Source organism: Pseudoxanthomonas mexicana, assembly GCF_014397415.1.
Taxonomy (GTDB): domain Bacteria; phylum Pseudomonadota; class Gammaproteobacteria; order Xanthomonadales; family Xanthomonadaceae; genus Pseudoxanthomonas_A; species Pseudoxanthomonas_A mexicana.
Genome location: NZ_CP060731.1, coordinates 2,735,406 through 2,754,582, shown reverse-complemented (window position 1 = coordinate 2,754,582; position 19,177 = coordinate 2,735,406). Strand labels below are relative to the sequence as shown.

The window sequence follows — 19,177 nt, the reverse complement described above, 5'->3', positions numbered from 1 at the left end:
CACAAAATCTCCTTTTCGCTTGACACGTTAGTTGAGCTAGGTTGCGCAGCTGACACGGCGACAATTCAATCTTGTTCGCCAGCGCCGAGGCCGCGAAGTGAATCGGCTTGCACGAATTGTTAGGCCTCACCAGCCTTGTGACCACTTCCGCTTGTTGCGTTCCCTGCGGCGTGGCGGATCGCGGCTTCTCGGCGAGCAATCCGGAGCGATCCTTCAACCCAGAGTTAATGCTGCCTTCTGTACGTGCCGTTAGGACACGTTCCTGCCGGACGGCGCGGCTCAACTGGTCGGCAACCGTTGGGTTAGCGTAGATCTTGCACCCGATGTTTATGGCCTTGTGCATACGCCGTGACGCTAAACGAGCCCACTCCACGATTTGATCGAATTCAGTCTTTCCAGTGACGTTCATGGTGTGGGAAAACTGCCGGCGAGGCATTTCTTGAGCTCATTGCGGGCCATGAGTCCATCGTGCCACTCGATGTTTGCGATTGACTTACCCTCGTAGCCGACGTCGAAACTCCAGTTGTCTTTCATGCCGGCCATCAATGCCTCGATGTCGGGCACGGCGAACGCCAGCAGTGGGGGTGATTTCGGGCCGGTTTGCACATAGATCGCATTAAGCGTCACGGGCTTGATGTCGCCCTGCGTCAGCGTGACGCGAACCGGCTTCCCATTCTCCAGCTTTGGGAACGCCGCGACCGAGTCTTTGCCCAGCGGCGAAAAGGCCAGCAAGGCACCTCGGTAGTTTCCGCCGGGACCGAACAAGGTGACGACGATTCCTTCCTTCAGCCCGTCGCCCTTGCCGGGTCGTGTCTGGCGCTTGGCACGCAGGAATGACGCCGCGCAATACTCTCCCGGCCCGGCCTTCGAACTGGCCTGCATGAACTCCCACCAGCCGGCGATTACTTTCTCTCGATACTGCTGCGCCTGCTTCCGGTTCGAGTCTAGGGCATCGTTGGCGTTGATCTCCGTGTCGTGGGTTTCCATGACAGAGGCCAGTACGTCGAATGCTCCGCCCTCCACCTGGGCGAACGCTTGCATGGACGCCGTTGCGGCCAGCAAGCCGGCTGCCAGAACGACACGTTTGATTATCGCCATAAGTCCCTTAGAGTCAGGCATCTGATCGCTGCAGGATGGTGGGTTGGGATGACAAAACCCTGCCGAATGGGGTGGGAATGGCCGAGGCATCAGCGCTTTGGCCTCGTGGCATCGTTGCAAACAAGCCGGATTTCGCGTGACCCCGTCCCTTCGTAGTCTCCCTGGACGATAATGTCGTACACACGCCAGTCACCGTAGGCATCCTGACGCGTGTTGAATTCGGCGTAGCACTCGGCATACCCGCCCGACTGGCCACCGATAACCCCGTAGGCACCGTAGACGATGACGCCCTGCTCTTCCCACCAAGCGCTATAGCGCAGGAAGCGCGAGCCCGCGCCCTGGTAGAAGTCATCGGGATTGCCCATGGTCGCGACCACCTCCTGCTCGGTCCTACCTCCGAAAGCGGCCATTAGCCTCGCTTCACGCTTGTTCATTTTCGAACCATCGGGATGCTTGCCTGCGCTAGGAGCGGCTGCCAGATCCGACGTCATCTTGGACCGGTTGCTCTTGATGCGCCCAAGCAGACTGGCCTGCATAGACGCAGGGCCGGCATCCGGTCTTTGCTGTTCTTTGTTGACCGCCTCCATGACGGCATGACCGCTAGCTCCGGAGAGCGCCTCAGCCCACTTCCCGGTGGGATCAGGGCGCTTCTTGGCAACAACCTTGTCCCACCAGAACGTCTCCCAGGCGAAATCCATGTACTCCGATGGCAAGTGCTCGCCGATCACGGCCATGTCGGCCGGAAGGCCGAGCTTGGCGATGCGCTGACCGAAGCCGTCGAAGTCGAAGCTATCATCCTTGATGGCTGCCCTTAGTGCCTGGTCGATCTCCAAGTGGTTGCAGGCAAGGATGGCCGCTTTGGAGAGCATGGGGGCGTTGGATGTCTTCCAGTCGCTCTGGGGAACTTCTTCGGTCTTCAAGTCGATACGCCGCAGCATGTAGCTGCCCGGACCAATCTGAAATGTCACTGCATCGCTCGTACCCGTGGCCTTCTTGTCCTCGGAGGTTGTCCGCTGCTCGTGATCTAGACTGAACCGCTCCGGGCATTTGAAGAACAACTCCATGTGCACGAACTCTGGTTTGTTCGGGTTTTCGTACACCACCGTGACGGGGAGGGCTCGAACTTGCATCCCTGTTGCCTCCATGTCCGCCGGAGGCTGGTTCGAGACCGAACGCATGTCGGCGAAATACACCTCGCGATTCTCGACCGCGCCCTGGTATTGCACGATCACGCTCAAGGCGAAGACCTGCGTGGGAAACACAAGGCATGCAATGAGGCACGGCAACAGTATCTTGGCTGCTTTCATCACGCTCTCGACAGTTTCGGCGACGCGCCGCAGGTTAGTCGCACTTGTGCGCCGCACGCAGTAGGGCGTTGCAGTTGGCCTGGTTGGTCTTGCCTCGATCGGGGGAACCTTTGGTGAAGTCTGTGCATAGGGCATCCGCGCCACCGGCGGTCCCAAAACTCACAATCTTTCCCAGCTTCGAAGGCTCCAGGACCTGGCATTTATAGGTCCTCCCGCCGTTCGTCCTGACCGTGTATTCGGTGCCGTTCATGCCCACGGAAGATTCCACGTCTTCCTGCATTGTCACCACGAAGCGGTCGGTATCCTCGCCGATAGCCATCGAGATCTTCTTCGCGGCCTTGGCGCTGATTGTGACCGGGGCAACTGGTTCCGACCTTGAGCTGGAACTGGCGCCCTTTCCACCTGCGGTGCTCGCCGTTCGTGTCTCGTTGACGTTCGAGCCAGTGAATTCTGTGCACAGTGCATCCGCGCCTGCAGCAGTACCGAACGAGAAGAACTTTCCAGCGCGGGAAGGCTCGATGATCTGGCACTTGTAGTTTCCGCCGTCGGACGTCCTCACCGTGTACTGGGTGGTTGTTGATCCTGCGGCCGACTCGACATCTTCCTGCCTGGTGACGACAAAATCATTGATTTCCATGCCGAGCGCCATCGAGATCTTCCTCGTGGCCTTGTCGCTGACGTCGATCGCATCCGTACCGCGGGGTCCGCCGCCATCGGTCCGCGTGTCCGCATCGCGCGCGTCGGCGTTCGAGATAATGGGACCGCTACCGGCAAGCAGCAGAAAAAGGACCGCCGTGGTTGCAGCATTGCGTTTCATTTTCAGTCTCCTGGCATTTCACAAAGAAAGTTCTGGTCTAGTCCCTGGCCGGCCGACCAGTGGTCGACCACGCTGTTTCGCGGAGGGGTAGTGCGTAATTGGGGCCGACTCAACGTGTTCTGCGGGAACTATGGCGCGCTCCCCGGGCTCAGCGCCGGTAGCCACATGAAGGCGACGGCCGCAGCACTGCCAGTCAGTATCAACAGCGCGAGCACGCCAAGGGTCCCGCCCATGGCGTATCGGGGCGCAGCCCGCTGCGAGCGTTCGACGCGCAGGTACAGCTCCAGCACCGCCAGCGGAAGCACCCAACTGGCGAAGCTGACGCCGACGAAGACCACCCCCTGGTAGTTGATCTCGACCCCGAGCGGAGCCAGCACCAAGCCAGCGAGCATGATGCCAATGCGCAGGAACCAGACACCATTGACCAGCAGGAACGCGCGCAGGGCGTGCCTGCGGTGCCGAACGAAATCGCGTTTCAATGCGCTGCGCCAGGCCATCGTGGCGAAGACGAGGATCAGCAGCCCGTTCAGGGTGATCGACACGTTGCTTCCCGTCCCCAATCGGGATCCACGGATCCAGGTGAGATACAGCCCGGACAATGCGCCCAGCAGGGAGATGCCCAGGAACAGGCGTCCATTCCAGCGATGGATGTGCGGCCAGCGGCGTCGCAATGCAGGAATGAGCTGCCACGTGCCGCTGAAGGTCACGATGCCCCCCATCAGAGCGTGTGCGATGAATTGGAGGTTGCCGAACGTATCCCCGGGGACGTAGCCGGTCACGTGCGGCTTGTCGTTGAGGCCGGCCAGGTCGCCACCCAAGGTGTGCCCGCCGAAGAACGCCAAGATGAAGAGGACGAATGCCCACTGGCCCAGTGTTGCGGCAACAAACCAGGCCGAGGCGCCAAGTTGCAAGGCACGCGTGGGGGAGAGGGTGGGGATTGGGGTCATTCGACGGGCGCAGGCATGGGCGGATATGGCAGAACCTTGCCGGGTTACCCCCCCCTGCATCTCGCCGTTTCGCGAATCGGCTAATCGAATTGCGTGAACGGAAATCGTCGTTCAAGCGCCGTTTAGCAGCCACCCCTGGCGGATGCAGTCCAGTCTGTCTGCTACAATTTCCGCTCAGGCGCTCGGGGGGACATGGCGATGCACGAAGTGGCGATTGCGATGACCGCGGTAGCGGTTGCGATGTCGCTGTTGTCGTTGTTCATCTTGCTGCTGCGACGGGCCAAGCGGGACGCTGAGGTTTTGTTTGCGGTGGTTAGCGGATCGCTGGCGCTGTCCTTGATGTCGCCCTGGATTGGAGATGCGCCGGCATGGATCAGATGGTCCGTCGCGATTGGGGGTTCGGCGACCTGCAATGGTTTCTGGCTCGTGTCGAGGGCCCTGTTCCGCGGCGAGCAGGGCGTCCATCTACGGCATCTCCTACTGGCGGTTGGGGTCGCACTCCTGATCGCCATCCACCGCGGCACCGCCATGCAAGCGAACGCCTCGCCATCGATGCTAGTGGTGGCAATCGATGCCATGCTCACCCTGACGAGCACATCCCTGCTGGCGTTGAGTTTTCTCGAGCCGCTGCGCGGCTGGTCGATGAAGTGGACGCCCTCTGAACGACGGCTGCGTCTGTCGTTCATGGTGGTTTATGGCAGTTCTGTGCTGTCCACCACCCTACTCGGTGAACTCGCGCATGCATTCCCGACATTGGCTCCGTGGCGCGCCGGCATTGTAGCGCTCTGCGCATCCGCGATGATCACGTTCACCCACCTTGCTTTCCGCTATCGGCGCCAGGTTCCCGCACCATCCAATCATCGCGATCGCCCCGCCCCGACCAAGCAGGCCCCGGCCCCATGCGAAGACGATGCGCGGCTGGCGACGCTGCTGAAACAACAATTAGAGGTCCTGCAGGTTTACCGCGAGCCCCACCTAAAGGTGGCCGAACTCGCGGCGCGGCTGGGTACTGCCGAGTATCGCCTGAGCAAACTGATCACTCGGCAACTGGGCGAACGAAATTTCAATCAGCTGCTCAACCGGTACCGCGTCGCTCATGCCTGCAAACTGCTAGCGATGCCCACAGCCGTCGATAATATCTTGCATGTCAGTGGTGAGAGTGGGTTTGCTTCGCTAGGGCCCTTTAATCGCGCGTTCAAAGCGCTCATGGGAATCACGCCTACAGAATATCGAACGGCATGCCTGAAGGGCGAACCGCCGCAGATTCCGAACGGCGAATTACATGGGGCTGCGCTTGGAGAATATCCATTTTCGCTCGATGGCGGGACTCTTCCATAAGCAACCTAGTGTCTGAGTTAAGCTGTGCCGCGAAGTGGCGGGCAGCTCCTACGGAACAGTGGACACCGATTCTCTAGCAACACTGCTCGAACTCCACCGGCGAACGATAGCGCCGAGTTCAGGCGCTGGCGGTTGTAGAACTAGATGTAGTAGTTGATCGCCGAGCGCAGCGAACGTTCGCTGTCGAAGCGGTAGCGGTGATACATGTCCGACTTCATCGACTTGTTCCATGACTCCATGTGCACGTTGTCGTTCATGCGGTGCGGCCGGTTGACCGACTGCGCCAGCCCGGCCCGCGCCAATCCCCGCCTGAAGCCGTTGGCCATGAACTCGATGCCCCGATCACTGTGGACAGCGTACCGCAGGCCGGCGCGCGTGTCCGCAGGGCAGCAGCCAGGGCGCGACGGGTCAGCAAAGCCGTGCGCTCGGGCTCCAGCGACCAGCCCAGCAGACGGCGGGAGTAGCGATCCATCACAGTCGCCAGGTAGCGCCACTGGCCGGCTACCGTGCCCATCCGTAGGTAGTAGCCGGCACCACTGACCCACAACTGCCCTACCCTCGATAACGATCCCTAATCGTTCAATCCGATTCATTGCCCAGAATCTCGGAGGTTATTCCGAACTGGTCTTTTCGCCATCAGCAGATGACGACCCCATGTCAGGGCTCGGTAGGGTGAATGAGCACGCTGGCGGAGTCAGTGCCCGACGGGACACCTCCCCAAGGCTATCGCCCATGCGATTGTCCCTCTACTTTCCGGGCGTGGCCTCGACCAGCTTGACCAGCTCGCGCTTCTGCTGCTTGGTCAGTGATCCCCACCGAAGCAGCAGCTTGGCCAGCAGATCGTCATCGGTATAGAGAAAGGCGGCCGGAACGCCCAAGGCCTCGGCCAGCTGCTTGGCCGTGGCCGAGCGCGGCTCATGGACGCCACGCTCATACTGGTTGATGCGGGTGCTCGCCACGTCGGGCTCCATACCAGCCAAAACACCCAGCTGAGCCTGCGTCAGGCCTCGTCCCAGGCGCGCCTGTTTCAGGCGCCTGGCGAAATTCGATCGCTTGTCAGCTGATTCGGACACACAGGCCTCGGGTCGCATCCAGATGAAAAGGATGGCCGAAGTGCCTGCCGCTGGATACTAAGTTAATCTTAGTATCCCTGCAATGCGGCCGGCTTCGATGACGCCTCACACGCTGGATGACCTGGGATTGCCTGGTGCCGTGTACCTGTGGGCCCTGCTTCAAGCTCACCAGCAGCGTTTGGCGATTGCGCCCACGACAGAGCTGGCCATGGAAGCCCTGCAGATCCTGGCTTCCCATCAGATCCTGGCCCTGCCGGGGGAGGCATCAGTTTCGATGCTAGGAGCGCGGCAGACGCCGCTGGAGGGCATTCCATGGAAGTGGACCTGGAGTTCCTACCAGGCCGAGAGCGCCTTGCCGGCGATCGAGGATTTTCTGGCCTCGGTACCTTGCGACGAACTGGTCCTGACCCTAGGTGCGGCGTTGTGGCAACGCCTAGTGTGCGATGAGGCCCAAGCGTTCTACGCCGAGCAGTTAGTCCGCTGCCAATTCGACCTTCACTGGCAGCAGGACATGGCCTTTGCCCAGCGCCTGTCGCGCCTGTCGCTAAGCGCCGCGCAATGGCGATACTGCGCGTGGGCGGCGGTCCGCCAAGGCGCCGCGTTGGCGCGCCAAGGCACCCTGCCCGCCTCCCGGGTACGCGAAGGCATGTATGGCGAGATCCTGCGACGTGCCGCGGCAGTGGCGGCCGGTCGTTACGGCCGCTGTGGCTTCACCCCATCTTCGGTGCGGCCGCCGACGGCGCTGGCGCAAGGCTTTGCGTGTCAGTGGTTCAATCTCGGACCCACCTACTGGACCGCCCTGCCAAGTACCGAGGCCCTGCACCCTGCACTTATGACGTCTGGCTAGGCGCCCGGATACTTGGGGAACTTCTCGTTGGGATGCTTGGCCTTCCATTCCTTGTAGGCCGCGGTGCCCTCCCAGGCGGTAAAGGAGCGTGGCGGGCGCCCGCGGCCGCTCCACGTCTCCTGCGTGTGTGGCAACCAGTACTTGGGCGCCACCCCCTGATTGCCGGTGGACTTTTTGACCCGAGCGGCGTTGCTAGCCCCGACCGCTGCCACTATCTCTGCCTTTTGCTTGGCGCTGAAATGCGCGTTGTACTGGCCCACCAGATTCATAACCTCGGCAAAAGCATCAGCCGCCTGTTGTTGGCGCAGTTGGACTTCCTGCCGTTCCAGGTTGCGAAGTTCTTCTTCCAGCTTGGCTTTGGCCGTGGCGATGGAGTCCAGGGTGGGCTTACTCATGCGGTGTGGTGACCTTTGGAAAAGAAAGCAGCGGGAAATGGAGTGTAAACACCCTGCTGTGAGTGTGCTTGATGCCCGCTTGGATCGATCGCATCCCTACCGAGAAGCGGACTCCTGGTCCGGCTGAACTGCGTGACCATATTGCCGCGCGAAATCACGACGCTCGCGCTCAGCAAGCTCTCCTAGTGCAGTATCGCAGGTACGACGCTCCTATGAAACAGCCATATCGCGCAGACGCCGCGATCGAAACGCAGCGCTGGCTTCACCGCCACATACTCTCAGGCGCACCGCTCTAGGCGGCACACTCACGGCAGGGCCCTGCCCCAATACAGCCAGCGCGCAGGTCCGATAGATTCGACAGCGCCTAGCGTACAAGTGAGCCTCCGGATTGCTGGCCCCTTCGCGGACGCCATAGTGGGGACCGAGCCCAAGGCGCATATCCCAGCCCAAACTTCCCTCAAACAACGCGTAGCAAGACGAGGAATCGCCATGGTGGACAGGCTCGACGGTTCCACTGTCCTCGTAGAGCCAGCGGACCTCATCAAATGCCTCGGCGCTCTCCAATAACTGCTGGGGGTCAGGATTTAACGTCAGGTCCCTGCCGCTGCAAAGCGGGAAAACAAACTCGAAGAAGAAGGCCATCAACGTGTAGCGGATGCAGTGCAGCTCTTTCGATGCCAGCACCATCAGCAGGATGGAGTGAAGATACTCCCCGATGCTCAGGTAATTATCCTCATCTCCGGCATGCAGAGCCTCCCTAAGCACCCAGACGGCCGCCACCAACGCTTCCAAGCCGCTGGCTCGCTCACATAGGCGATCGAGCGAGTCATCCCAAGATCGGGCGATGACGACTCGACCTTGTTCGAGGACAAACATGCAGTCGCGTATCGGATAAGGCAGCGAATCCAGCATCGCCACATCCATATGCCTCGGCCGCTTGCAATCGAGCATCCACCATAACCGCGAATTCAGCACTGCAGCGCTTCCGGGCACATGAACCTCAATCTTGCTGAGAGTGAGAGCACTTGGAACATGTTGTCCCTGCGCATACTTCGCCCAGAGGTTCTGGTGATGCGCTCCCTCCTTCACATAGGTTTCGGGCTGAAGCAGTCTTCCTACCGCATAGGGTGTAAGCGGTGCATCGCCAGGCAAATTGGCGCGTAAAAACTCAAACCATGCACTGACCCGTAGTACACCGATTACCTGCTCCATCAAGTAGGCACTATTTCCGGCATCAATCCGCCTGTAGATTTGCGCAATGCGCTTGGACTCGTACTCGGACATCAGTAGGCCGCCCAGTGGCTTATGACACCGCTAGAGTAAACCCTTTACTCCTACCTTCCCACGGAGCAACGCGCTAGCGTTGTCATGACATAGACCCGAAGGAGCATGTGTGTGGCGGAGCCTGCTGCATCTCCACTGGGACCAACACCTGAGGCGTTGGAAGACCTGCTGACGCGCGATCTGCTCCGTACCTATGGGCCCTTGATCGGCCAGGAGGAGCTTTGGCGGGCTCTCGGATACAGCTCGCTGGACGCTTTTCGCCAGGCGCAATTGCGTGGCACCGTGCCTGTGCGTGTGTTTGCCGTGGAAAACCGGCGCGGCAAGTTCGCTTTGGCCCAAGACGTCGCCAATTGGCTGGCGCACCAGTATCGCCGTTCTGGCGGCGACCGTCTTTTCACTTTTAGCTCAACCCAGTAAGTGCATCCGGGAGCTATGCCGCACTCCCGCGTCCGCGATAGGTGACAGTGCCGACCTCACGCAGGCACCTCAAGAGTATTTCAGACCAGCGGCCTAAGCCAGAAATGTTGACGCCCGGTGGCGACCGGGCGTCTTTAGAGCAGCGAACAGCACGAACGCGCTGATCCTACTCCCATTTCGCCACTTGGTACACCTCTTCCTATCTGGAAGTTCGGGTGCGGGAGAGAACTGCTTGGAGTAGCGCCATGAGCCCTATCCGTTCAAAGGTCGAGCCCCGGTATCTGGTGTTTTCCAGATCTGAGCCGCGTCCCTATCACTTGCCCGAAATGTATGTGCACCGGGTGGAAGTGATCCACGACGATACCTCGCCCCGTCCCCAGCTTGGCCGACGTCAGTACGAAGGCTACGCGGTCTATGACGTGGCCCGAAACCGTCTGGTTCGATTGTTTGTCTACCAAGAGCCAGAGCACGTGCTGACTGAGTGGCGACTGCCATTGCCCGATACCGTCATGGACATTCCGGTCCTCTCGACACAGGTCCGCCCAACCCTTGGACTATTCACGACCGGAGCTCAGTCTTCCTCACGTGCATCTACCGAAGGTGGGGAAGCACGTGACTAGCCCCCTGAACCCCGAATCGCGTGCGTATTATGCAGAGGATCCGCACCCACCCCTAACTTCTCGCGCTCTTACCCCCCGTGAAGAGCGCAAGAACGACGTGTATTACTACCTGTCACCCAAGCACAAGATGCGGGTCGTTTCCGTCGTAGAACCCTGCCGACTTGCACTCGCGCTGGAGTATGAGTTCGATCCCGATGTGGTGAGCTACGTCGAGCGACCACGGTTCCTTTCAGTCGAGGATCGTCAGATCGAGTTGTGCTTCTGGGTCAGTCGGAGAAGCGGCGCCGAGAGTTTTTCCATCTTTCGCCGCCAGTCCAAGCCCAGCATTCAGGCTGTACGAGCCGAAGAACGTGTATGCAGCAGGCTCCTGGAAGCGGCCCGAACCGCCGGGTTGACACTGGCCATCCGCAAGCCCCAGTCGCTGATCTTGGCCAGGGTCGCAAATGCCACGCGCTTGGAATTGCTGCCTTACGTACAAGCGGCCGATGCCTTGGCAGGTCTCACCGTATTCACCGATGCCGTCCTTGAGCATATGCGGACCCATCCCTTCAGTTCCTTCCATGCCATTGAAAGAACCCTGTGCGGCCCGTTTGACTGGCGTGACGTGCGCAGCGCGACGTGCTGGCTCATCCATCGCGGCCTTCTCCATCTCGATGTGAACCAGCGCCTCATGGTCTCCACACGGGTGTCCTTGCCGGAGGCAGCCCATGCATGAGCTGAACCTCTTGGAGATTGGACAGTGGGATCAGTTTGAGCCCAGCGAATTGCTGCCTGATCAAAAGAATGCCTTCGACGCTCGGCGCAAAGCTGTACGCGCCGTCGCGGCGGGATCGTCCATGACGTCGGCCGCCAAACAGTATGGCGTCCACGTAAAGACGCTGGCAGCGACCATAGAGAAGGCCCGCACGATCGCACCAGACCGCAAGCCTTGGGGCTGGCGCGCCTGCATTCCCCATCGCGTCAGGCATACCAACACCGCCGAAGCCGATGAGTACCCAGCCTTTGCCGCCCCTGGTGCGTTCAAGGCTTTTCTGAAGAAGGCTACTGCCTTCCAGGAACTGCTGACCGACTACTCCGGTCCGCTTCCAGGCCGCAATGCTCCCAGCAGGAGGTTCGAATCCTTCTTCAAGAACCTGTGCAAGTGGATACGGGACAACGTGCCTAAAGATCGCTATCCCGCCAACGACAAGACCTACGCGCGTCGCAGCATTCTCGCATTCTTGCATGTGCAGCGCGAAGGACAACCGTTCATCGATGAGGACTTTGAGGTCGAGGATGCAAATGCAGCGGGCCAACTGGGCGAGGTGTTTGCCCTGCAGCTCACCGACTGGGCACAGTACGACGGACATGCTTTGGACTGCCCGTTCTATATTGAAGGTGAGGATGGCAACGGCCAGCCCTTTCTGCAGCAGATCCTCCGGTCCTGGCTGATCGTCGGCTACTTTGCGCTGTTGCGCTTGTGCTCGAGCTGGACGCTGTCCTTCGGCCTCAATTATAGCGGCACTGACTTCAATGTGACGTGCGCTAACAGTCTTCGGCAATGGGCGCCACGCGACCTGGTTGCGCCGACGATGGTTTACGTGCCTGGCAGTGGCATTGGCACGGCACCGGCGATCGGCGTCGTGGCGATGCCATCAATAACCAGCGCAGACAACGCAATGGCGCATCGGCTGGACGTCAATCGCCAACGTATGGCGAGCCAGCTGCTGGGAGTCATCCACTTCGGTCGCGCTCACGTTCCGGAGACGCGCGGTCACTTGGAAGCGTGGAACAAGAGAATCGAAGAGACTGTCATAAGGGAAATTCCCGGAGCCTATCGCCCCGCGGGTGAGAACAGCGATACGGCCACCAACACAAACACGTCCGATCCTCAGGTCTACCCCGCCGATACCACTGCGCTTGAGGATCTGATGGATGTCACGATCAGCGGCGCAAACGCTACGGAACTGGATGCGCTACAGAATCGCTCCCCCATCCAGGTGCTTCAAACATTTGTGGGAACGGGTGGCTGGGTGTTCGCCGCGCGTGACCATGCGGAGCGTGCCAACATGCTGTCCACTCTGCAATGCTCGGTCAAGATCTCGGGATCTAAGAAGCGCAAGCGACAACCCTACGTGAGATTCCGACATGCGCGATACCGCTCCATCTCTTTGCGGGGCCGTTGGGATCTAGTGGGAAAGAAGTACTCTGCAACGGTCGACATCCTCGATGCTAGGTTTATCAACCTGTATGACGAAAAGGGGGAGTTGTTTGTTGTCCTTCGAGCCCTGCGGCCATGGAGCCGCACGCCGCATAGTTTAGGACTTCGAAAAACGATCCACCGTCTGTCGCGCGCGGGCAGGCTTGAGATCAAGGGCGCCGCCTGCGCCGTCTATGCACTGAAGCACTACTTACGTGAAAAGTTCTCGGAAAGTCGAGAGGCCGCCACCCTGATGGCAAAACACCGTACGGAGCTGGCTGCCGCAGGTTCATTTCCCTCTCCTACCCAGCTGGTCACAGAACCCGCTTCCAGTACTGCTTCCGCCAAACCAGCCTCCCGTCTGGTCGACGTGTACGTCCCGCTCACGGGACGGGTGAATCTTGGCAAGAAGGCAAGTCCGCCATGACCACCTTCTTCGATCATGAGGGGCGTCCCATCATCCCGACGGCGGCAATGGAGGATCAGCTCACGCAGGTTGCATCAGCCATAGAGGCGGAATACCACGGGATGGGGTTGCATTCTTTCACCCGCTTTGGAAAGAGCACGCTTGCAGAGTTTATATGCGTCTACCACGCCTGGCAGAGAGTGGCTTACGTGGCCAAACATCTCGATCTGCGAGCGGTTGGAAGCGGTGAGGGCGCCGTATTCGACTGGTTCCTAACGCAGATCGGAGTAAGAACTGTTGCTCGACAGGGTAGTGATCAGAAGCTCGAAAGAATTGTGAGCAATGTCCAGATGCAGCTCCAGCCCACAGGAGCACGTCGCTTCATGCCGATATTCGACGACGCCAACCTACTGGAGGCTGATGCTTTCAACCACATCTGCACGATCGACAAAGCTCTTTACAAGAACGGAGTTTCATTTTTCGGAATATTCCTCTTTCAGGACGGCCATACCTCTGGAAAGAAAGAAGGCATCAACACACTCATGGTTCCGCCGCAGATTCGAAGTCGCTATCTGACACGCTACCACCGCATGCACGGAATTCGTGGCCCAGACGACCTCTATGTATTTCTACAGCGATTCGAGGACGAAGTAGAGCATGCAGCGGGAGCCGGTGTTTCTTTACCAAGGCACCTCGCCCCGCGAATCTATGAGGGCGAGTTCCGCATGTGTAATGAGAGCGCTCGGATATGGGAAGAGGGCTGCATCCAGAGAGTGGCTGCTCGTCGATCGCAGTTTGATGATTGGCCCATGAAGGCAACCAGCTTGATCGCATACTTCCTTTCGACTCGAGTGATCTGCTCCCCTGGCTTTTCTGGACTTACTCCTGAGCACATCGGCGCGGCCGTTCGCTTCTCGGATCTGGCCCTGTACAACGCCGAATCAGGCGAGGTGGTTTTCAGTGATGACCTCTGATTGCAGCAGCCTACCTACCATTGGTCACCGCGATGTCTGTGATCTCGCTGGCATCTCCTCTTTTGGATTTGTCGTCCAGAACCTACGGATCAACTACTTCGTCCCATCGGACGCCTTCGCCACAATGGGCGTGCGCCTGACTTATAGCGAAGACTGGAGCCAGCGCTTATGCCGATCACGGAAACTGATTGATTCGCTACTAAAGGCGGTGCCATCTGCATCGGCGTTGCGTCCTTCGTGGAATGTTGAACAGTGGCAGGCATTCGGTAATGCGCATATCCACTGGCGCACAACATTGACTGTATGTCTCGAATGCCTTCAGACCGGATATCACTCGCTGCTGTTTCAAATGCCTTGGGTCAATCGCTGTCCCTGGCATGATGTCCCACTGACATCACGCTGCCCTACCTGCGCTGCGCCCCTCTGGAAGAGCATTCGGCCCGACGTATCGCCTCTAGTGTGCGTGTGCGGAATGGATTTTGTGGATGACCGGCAACTGCTCCAGGAACCTGCGAAGCTGATAAATGCCAGAACCAGGCACGTGGGGCGGTATCTGAAGTGGGCCCGCGAAAGCCGTATCCAGCGAGACGTATTCGGATTGGAGCAGGACTTGCCCCTCTGGGAGGATGCGGCGATGGGGCTTTTCAAGACCAAGCTCCCCTGGCGCCACCCCTCACCGACAGCAACGGATGTCCTGACCAGACGGTCGACCGTTCAACATCAAGCTAAGAGAACCGAGAATGCTGAACGGGCTAATCTCTTACGGATAGCAAGTGACACAGGTAGAGCCAAGGATCTCTTCCTGGAGCTACCCCTTTCCTTCGAACTGCCCATGAAGCGGGTGTCGCGCTGTGTGGCTTCCAAGTTTCCGGCCGGCAGCTTCTCCGAGCGCGAGCGAATCTGCTTGGGGATCGATGGCACATCCGAGTATGAGGAGTGGCAGCCCCGCCCCTCTGTAATTCTGGTGAGGGCATATAGTGTTAAGGACAGGCTCTATTTTGACGGGCGCATCCTTTCTCGGCCCGTCCAAGCCATTCTCCGGCAGATCTGCCTGACGATGGCCCAACACGCGGACTGTGATCGCCTCGACGACTACATGCGTGCCTACGGACGAGTATTGTTCCGAGGATACGCGACCGCGGCCTATCACACCTTGGCCAAAATCGAGTCCCCCCATACGCCACCGGGAGTGGCCTGGAAGCCGGTCGTCTTCGTTCGCAGAAGGTGGCAGCGAAGCCGATTGGACTTCCTCTGGTTTGGAGACCAGCCTACTGGTTAGAAAGGCAGACACTCTACAGCCCGAAAAATCTCTGCGATGGGCACCAAAGCGGTAAGAATGTCTACATTGGTCCCGAGAAGTCCCACATTGCTTGCAATGGTCATTGCAAGCCCAGTCGCTCTGGTGCGCCGAGGCGTACCAAGAAACAGTTACTTAGCGGCTACCAGTTTCTCTGCGATGAACAGCGGGATCGGTATATCTGTTACATCCCGGCCGGTAAACCTGTGACATTTCCCGATCTAGGCCACTCCAGGAAATGTCACGGCTTTACTGGACGGCCCAGGTTCTTGCACGTCGCAGCCTGATGCCGCCCCGATTTGGAACGGATCCATGACCTCAAGTCCAGGCGTGCCTGACCCAACATCGATCTTAGCGATGGCCGCAGCACGGCGCACCGAGCTGTCCAGGAACTGGGCCACGGCAGAAGACCTTGGCGCGGGCGCTACCGAGATGCGGAAGTCTGGGCAGCTGCTCGGGGTGTATCTCACCGACCCCCAGCCCCACTACCGATTCCCCGCGTGGCAGTTTCAGCAAGACGGATGGCCCGTTGCTCACTTCTCAGAGATGCTGCGCATCATGCGGGACCACGGCGGCTACCTCGACAAGGACCGCTCGCCCACCGGCTGGAGTGAAGTCGAATGGTTTCTTACCCCGCATGTGCTTCTCAACGGGGAGTGTCCGGCCGAGGTGCTCGCACACGATCCGCAGGCTGTCCTTGAAGCGGCCCGCATTGAGTTCATTGAAGATGGCAATGCGGGTGGGTTCTAACTCACATACTCAGCTACTGCGCCCCGCTTCTACACTCCTGAGCCTTAAGAAGGCGCCGACAGCCGCCTGACCCATCGCAGCAGTTCCTCGTGCGGAATCGTCCGTCCGGCGTCGACGTCGGCCAAACCCTCGCGGGTCCGGCGATCCTTCTCTTCCTCGGTCAATTCCGGAAGTAGTGCTAGTAGCTTGTCTTCAGGGCTCATGGCACGGGTGAGCTGCGCTCAGGTGGGCGGGATTCTCGTGAACACGGGCAAGATCTGGGGATCCTCCAGGCCCGCCGGCAGCGGCTGCGAGACGTCGTGGACCGCCACGTCGATGATGACGTCCACCTCGGCGCACAAAGGCTGTATGGCGGTGGTCACTAGCCGCGCGGCCCGCTCGGCGAAGGCCAGCTCGACCACCAGCCAGATCAACAGCCCAGGCGGCTGTTCGGTGCCCGCTGACGCGTGCGTTTCCAACAGATACGCCGACGACACGAAGGTGGCGTGCTCGAGGCTGCGGCTAATGGCAGGAACGAGCCAAGCCGGTGCGCCGATGGCAGGTCCCACCACGAACTCCGCCGGCGCCAGCCGTTCTACCCTGGCCAGAAAGCCCCTATCCAGCCACGTCGCGATTTCCTCCGGATAGAGGACAACGCCACCGTCGTTGGGATTGAGCATCAAGGTGGCCCCGCGCGTACCGGATAGCAGCTCACGGCCGGACACGCCCAGAATTTTGACCGCCGCCGAGCTGGCTACCTGCGCCTTGCCGAGCGAGGTAAAGAAAGGGATCGCATCGAACCCGTCAGGATGGCGGAACTGGACCAGTCGCGGTGTTCGCGCATCGTCCGACACCGGCGCATGCACGTACACGATCGCATCCATCAGCCGCTTGAAGAAGGCGCGTTCCTCGCCCGCGCTGTCACGGGCGCGTTCAAACGAAGCCTCCAGCGCCGCTTCGGCCGCCGTGGCCCCGCTTCCCCGCGGCCTGCTCGATCGCTTCATCGTCAGAGGCGATGGGGGCCGAGCGGGTAGCCGCGGAACCAGTCCGGCTCGATCTGACTGGTCAGGTAGGGCCGCACGAAGGCCGACTGGGTCAGCGTGCGCAACCGTTCCTCGTGCTCGGCAATGGCCTCGATATCGCTGACGGTGGGATAGTGGCGCAGCAGGCGGTAGGCCTCTTGCCGCACCTGTTTCGGCACGGCCTGGCTGGCGGCCAGCTGCCTGAGGAAGGCTCCCGCTTGCAGCACATTCCGCGTGCGCTCGTCCGGCAGCGTCATCGCTGAGCTCCACCATCCAGTACTAAGGAATTCTTAGCTTACCTGCGAAGCGAGAGGCGAGCCAGCGCCCGGCGTCAGCTCGCGGGCGCGCGACGGCGGGCGCTCGTGGCCGTCTTCTTTGCAGGGCGCGCTTTCGATGGCGCCGCGGCAGCAAGCGCGTGCACGCGGGCCTGGGCTGCGGCACTGCTGCGCTCGGCCACGTGTTGGGCTTTCTCCGCGGCCCGCTGGGCTTGCTCGGCGGCGCGCAACGCGCTGGCATGCTCGCGTGCCTGCGTACTGAGCTGGGTCTTGGTCGCCTTGAGCTCCTGCCGCAGCCGATCGATCTCGGTGTAGGCGCGGTCTTCGCTCTGGCGCAGATGCGCCTGCAGCGCCTCACGCTCGCGCGTGGCCGTGCTCCGCTCCTGCTCGGCCTGGGTGAGCGCGGCCTGCAGCTGTGCGTGTTGCGCGGCCTCGCGCTGGGCTACCTCCTCCAGGTGCCGCTGCAGCTGGCGGACCTGGCCGCTGAGATCGTTGGCGCGTTGCTCGCTGATGGCCAGCGCAGCCGTCGCGGCCTGGACCTCGGCCGTGGCCTGTTGCTGGCCCGCTTGGGCCAGGGCGACGGCCTCGCGTTCGGCGGCCAGGCGCGCATCGAGGGTGGCCAGCACCTGCGCCAAGGCCGCCCGCTCCGGGGCGATGTCGGCCTCGGCCAGGGTGCGCCCCGCCTGCAAGGCCAGCTCCCACACCTGGGCCAACGCTACGCCGACGTCCTCGGGCACGGCCGGCAGCGTCAGCCGGTGCTGCACACGCGCGGCCAACTGGGCCCACCAGGCGTCCAGTAGCGGCCCAATCGTGTTCGGCGAGCCGCGACCCAGGCGCAGGCGCACGCGCTCGACCGTGGGACGCTCGCCGGCGCTAAGCAAGGCGTCGGCCGCCTCGAATACCTCGGTTTCCTGTACGCCTCTGGCCATCTCACTGCCTCCTACGCGCGCGCCCTGCCCCGTTGCTGATCTACCGCCGATAAGGGATAGTTATCGGCAGTAGATGCTCTATTTCGTACAAAGTGATACATACGACATATGAAATCTAACACACTGGTGCCGCGCCCCGACAACCTCCCTGCCCTCGCCCCGGACCGGCTGGCCGCGCAGGCGGCCGAGGCCGTGCGCGAGCTGCTGGCCGAGGCCGCCGCGGCCAATACCACCCGCAGCTACGCCAGCGCACTGCGCTACTGGGCGGCTTGGTTCCAGGGGCGCTTCGGCCAGCCGATCGCGCTGCCGGTGCCCGAGCCGGCCGTGGTCCAGTTCGTGGTCGACCATCTGGCCCGGCGCGGCAAAACCGGGCTGGCCTGGGAGCTGCCGCCGGCGCTGGATGCGCAGCTGATCGCCGCCGGCCTGAAACAGAAACCCGGGGCCTTCAAGCTCAGTACCGTCGTGCACCGCGTGGCCGTGCTCTCGGCCGCCCACCAGGCGCACAAGGCGAGCAACCCGTGCGAAGCGCCGGCGGTGCGCCAGTTGCTCAAGCGCGGGCGCCGGGCCTCGGTCAAACGCGGCGAGCGGCCGCACAAGAAGACCGCCATCACCCGCGCCGAGCTCGAGGCGCTGCTGGCCACCTGCGATGACTCGCTGGAGGGCCGGCGCGATGCGGCGCTGTTGCTGTTCGGCTTCGCCAGTGGTGGGCGCCGGCGCAGCGAGATCGCCGCGGCGGACTGGCAGGACCTGCGTCGTGTCGGCGCCGCCGCCTTCGTCTACCGGCTGGAGCACAGCAAGACCCAGCAGGCCGGCCCCAGTGCGTCCGCCACGCCGGACAAGCCGGTGCTGGGGCGCGCCGGCGCCGCGCTGGACGCCTGGTTGCGGGCGGCGAACATTGCCGAAGGTCCCCTCTTCCGCCGTCTCTGGGGCGATCGGGTGGGCCCGGCGCTCTCGCCCAAGGCGGTCGCGGCGATCGTGCAGCGGCGGGCGGTGCTGGCTGGATTGAGCGGCGACTTTGCCGGCCACAGCCTGCGCTCGGGCTTCATCACCGAAGGTGGCCGCCAGGGCATCGCCCTGCCCGCCTTGATGGCGCTGACCGAGCACCGCTCGGTCGCCCAGGCGATCGGGTATTTTCAGGCTGGCAGTGCCGAAGCCAATCCGGCGGCGACCATGCTGGACCGGGAGGCGTAGTGTGTCGGCTCCGCATCAAGCAGCGTTTGTCG

Annotated in this window: 20 protein-coding genes; 8 read left to right on the top strand and 12 right to left on the bottom strand. The window is 61.3% G+C overall.

Features of this window, described 5'->3' with window-relative positions:
• Positions 1–405: 405 nt before the first annotated feature.
• The 4 genes from IAE60_RS12925 to IAE60_RS12910 form a co-directional block, all read right to left on the bottom strand.
• A complete protein-coding gene (locus tag IAE60_RS12925) occupies positions 406–1,098 on the bottom strand; it encodes a hypothetical protein (protein WP_187572571.1) in 693 nt (230 codons plus the stop codon).
• Between the two features lie 89 nt (positions 1,099–1,187).
• Complete coding sequence (locus IAE60_RS12920; protein ID WP_187572570.1) at positions 1,188–2,405, bottom strand: hypothetical protein; 1,218 nt, start codon at positions 2,403–2,405, stop codon at positions 1,188–1,190.
• A 34-nt stretch (positions 2,406–2,439) separates the two neighbouring features.
• Positions 2,440–3,222, bottom strand: coding sequence for a hypothetical protein (locus tag IAE60_RS12915; RefSeq protein ID WP_187572569.1), 783 nt, complete (start codon positions 3,220–3,222; stop codon positions 2,440–2,442).
• A 128-nt stretch (positions 3,223–3,350) separates the two neighbouring features.
• On the bottom strand, positions 3,351–4,169 hold the full coding sequence (locus IAE60_RS12910) for a DUF2306 domain-containing protein (RefSeq protein ID WP_187572568.1): 819 nt from the start codon (positions 4,167–4,169) through the stop codon (positions 3,351–3,353).
• Between the two features lie 192 nt (positions 4,170–4,361).
• Between IAE60_RS12910 and IAE60_RS12905 the strand changes: the two genes are divergently transcribed.
• Positions 4,362–5,507 (top strand): AraC family transcriptional regulator, encoded by a 1,146-nt coding sequence (locus IAE60_RS12905; RefSeq protein WP_187572567.1) that lies wholly within the window; start codon positions 4,362–4,364, stop codon positions 5,505–5,507.
• A 140-nt stretch (positions 5,508–5,647) separates the two neighbouring features.
• Here the strand turns inward: IAE60_RS12905 and IAE60_RS12900 are convergent, their stop codons facing one another.
• Together IAE60_RS12900 and IAE60_RS12895 are read right to left on the bottom strand one after the other, a co-directional pair.
• On the bottom strand, positions 5,648–5,833 hold the full coding sequence (locus tag IAE60_RS12900; protein ID WP_187572566.1) for a hypothetical protein: 186 nt from the start codon (positions 5,831–5,833) through the stop codon (positions 5,648–5,650).
• A 420-nt stretch (positions 5,834–6,253) separates the two neighbouring features.
• On the bottom strand, positions 6,254–6,598 hold the full coding sequence (locus tag IAE60_RS12895) for a helix-turn-helix domain-containing protein (protein ID WP_187572565.1): 345 nt from the start codon (positions 6,596–6,598) through the stop codon (positions 6,254–6,256).
• Between the two features lie 79 nt (positions 6,599–6,677).
• Here IAE60_RS12895 and IAE60_RS12890 point away from each other — a divergent pair, with 79 nt between their 5' ends.
• Positions 6,678–7,427 (top strand): hypothetical protein, encoded by a 750-nt coding sequence (locus IAE60_RS12890; protein WP_187572564.1) that lies wholly within the window; start codon positions 6,678–6,680, stop codon positions 7,425–7,427.
• Here IAE60_RS12890 and IAE60_RS12885 read toward each other — a convergent pair.
• Positions 7,424–7,822, bottom strand: a complete 399-nt coding sequence (locus IAE60_RS12885; protein ID WP_187572563.1) for an H-NS histone family protein — start codon at positions 7,820–7,822, stop codon at positions 7,424–7,426. The two genes, IAE60_RS12890 and IAE60_RS12885, sit on opposite strands and share 4 nt — an antisense overlap.
• 210 nt (positions 7,823–8,032) lie before the next feature.
• On the bottom strand, positions 8,033–9,106 hold the full coding sequence (locus tag IAE60_RS12880; RefSeq protein WP_187572562.1) for a hypothetical protein: 1,074 nt from the start codon (positions 9,104–9,106) through the stop codon (positions 8,033–8,035).
• 156 nt (positions 9,107–9,262) lie between these two features.
• Between IAE60_RS12880 and IAE60_RS12875 the strand changes: the two genes are divergently transcribed.
• The 5 genes from IAE60_RS12875 to IAE60_RS12855 all read left to right on the top strand — a co-directional run bounded on the left by IAE60_RS12875 (position 9,263) and on the right by IAE60_RS12855 (position 15,749).
• Entirely contained in the window at positions 9,263–9,523 is a 261-nt protein-coding gene (locus IAE60_RS12875; RefSeq protein ID WP_244966571.1) for a hypothetical protein, read from the top strand.
• 717 nt (positions 9,524–10,240) lie between these two features.
• Complete coding sequence (locus tag IAE60_RS12870; protein WP_187572560.1) at positions 10,241–10,858, top strand: hypothetical protein; 618 nt, start codon at positions 10,241–10,243, stop codon at positions 10,856–10,858.
• A complete protein-coding gene (locus IAE60_RS12865) occupies positions 10,851–12,749 on the top strand; it encodes a hypothetical protein (RefSeq protein ID WP_187572559.1) in 1,899 nt (632 codons plus the stop codon). The genes IAE60_RS12870 and IAE60_RS12865 overlap by 8 nt, the downstream gene beginning before the upstream one ends.
• Positions 12,746–13,702: a hypothetical protein gene (locus tag IAE60_RS12860; RefSeq protein WP_187572558.1), complete on the top strand. Its 957-nt coding sequence runs from the start codon at positions 12,746–12,748 to the stop codon at positions 13,700–13,702. The genes IAE60_RS12865 and IAE60_RS12860 overlap by 4 nt, the downstream gene beginning before the upstream one ends.
• Before the next feature lie 1,609 nt (positions 13,703–15,311).
• Positions 15,312–15,749: a hypothetical protein gene (locus IAE60_RS12855; protein WP_187572557.1), complete on the top strand. Its 438-nt coding sequence runs from the start codon at positions 15,312–15,314 to the stop codon at positions 15,747–15,749.
• A 44-nt stretch (positions 15,750–15,793) separates the two neighbouring features.
• On the opposite strand, the gene IAE60_RS12850 is transcribed toward IAE60_RS12855, so the two are convergent.
• From IAE60_RS12850 to IAE60_RS12835, 4 genes are all read right to left on the bottom strand, one after another.
• Complete coding sequence (locus IAE60_RS12850) at positions 15,794–15,952, bottom strand: hypothetical protein (protein ID WP_187572556.1); 159 nt, start codon at positions 15,950–15,952, stop codon at positions 15,794–15,796.
• A gap of 18 nt (positions 15,953–15,970) precedes the next feature.
• A complete protein-coding gene (locus IAE60_RS12845; protein WP_187572555.1) occupies positions 15,971–16,732 on the bottom strand; it encodes an SseB family protein in 762 nt (253 codons plus the stop codon).
• 2 nt (positions 16,733–16,734) lie between these two features.
• Positions 16,735–17,007 carry a BPSL0761 family protein gene (locus IAE60_RS12840; protein WP_187572554.1) on the bottom strand — a complete coding sequence of 91 codons (273 nt, stop codon included), beginning with the start codon at positions 17,005–17,007 and terminating at the stop codon, positions 16,735–16,737.
• Between the two features lie 74 nt (positions 17,008–17,081).
• On the bottom strand, positions 17,082–17,954 hold the full coding sequence (locus tag IAE60_RS12835; RefSeq protein ID WP_187572553.1) for a DNA-binding protein: 873 nt from the start codon (positions 17,952–17,954) through the stop codon (positions 17,082–17,084).
• A 108-nt stretch (positions 17,955–18,062) separates the two neighbouring features.
• On the opposite strand from IAE60_RS12835, the gene IAE60_RS12830 reads away from it, so the two are divergent.
• Entirely contained in the window at positions 18,063–19,145 is a 1,083-nt protein-coding gene (locus IAE60_RS12830; RefSeq protein ID WP_187572552.1) for a site-specific integrase, read from the top strand.
• Positions 19,146–19,177 lie beyond the last annotated feature (32 nt).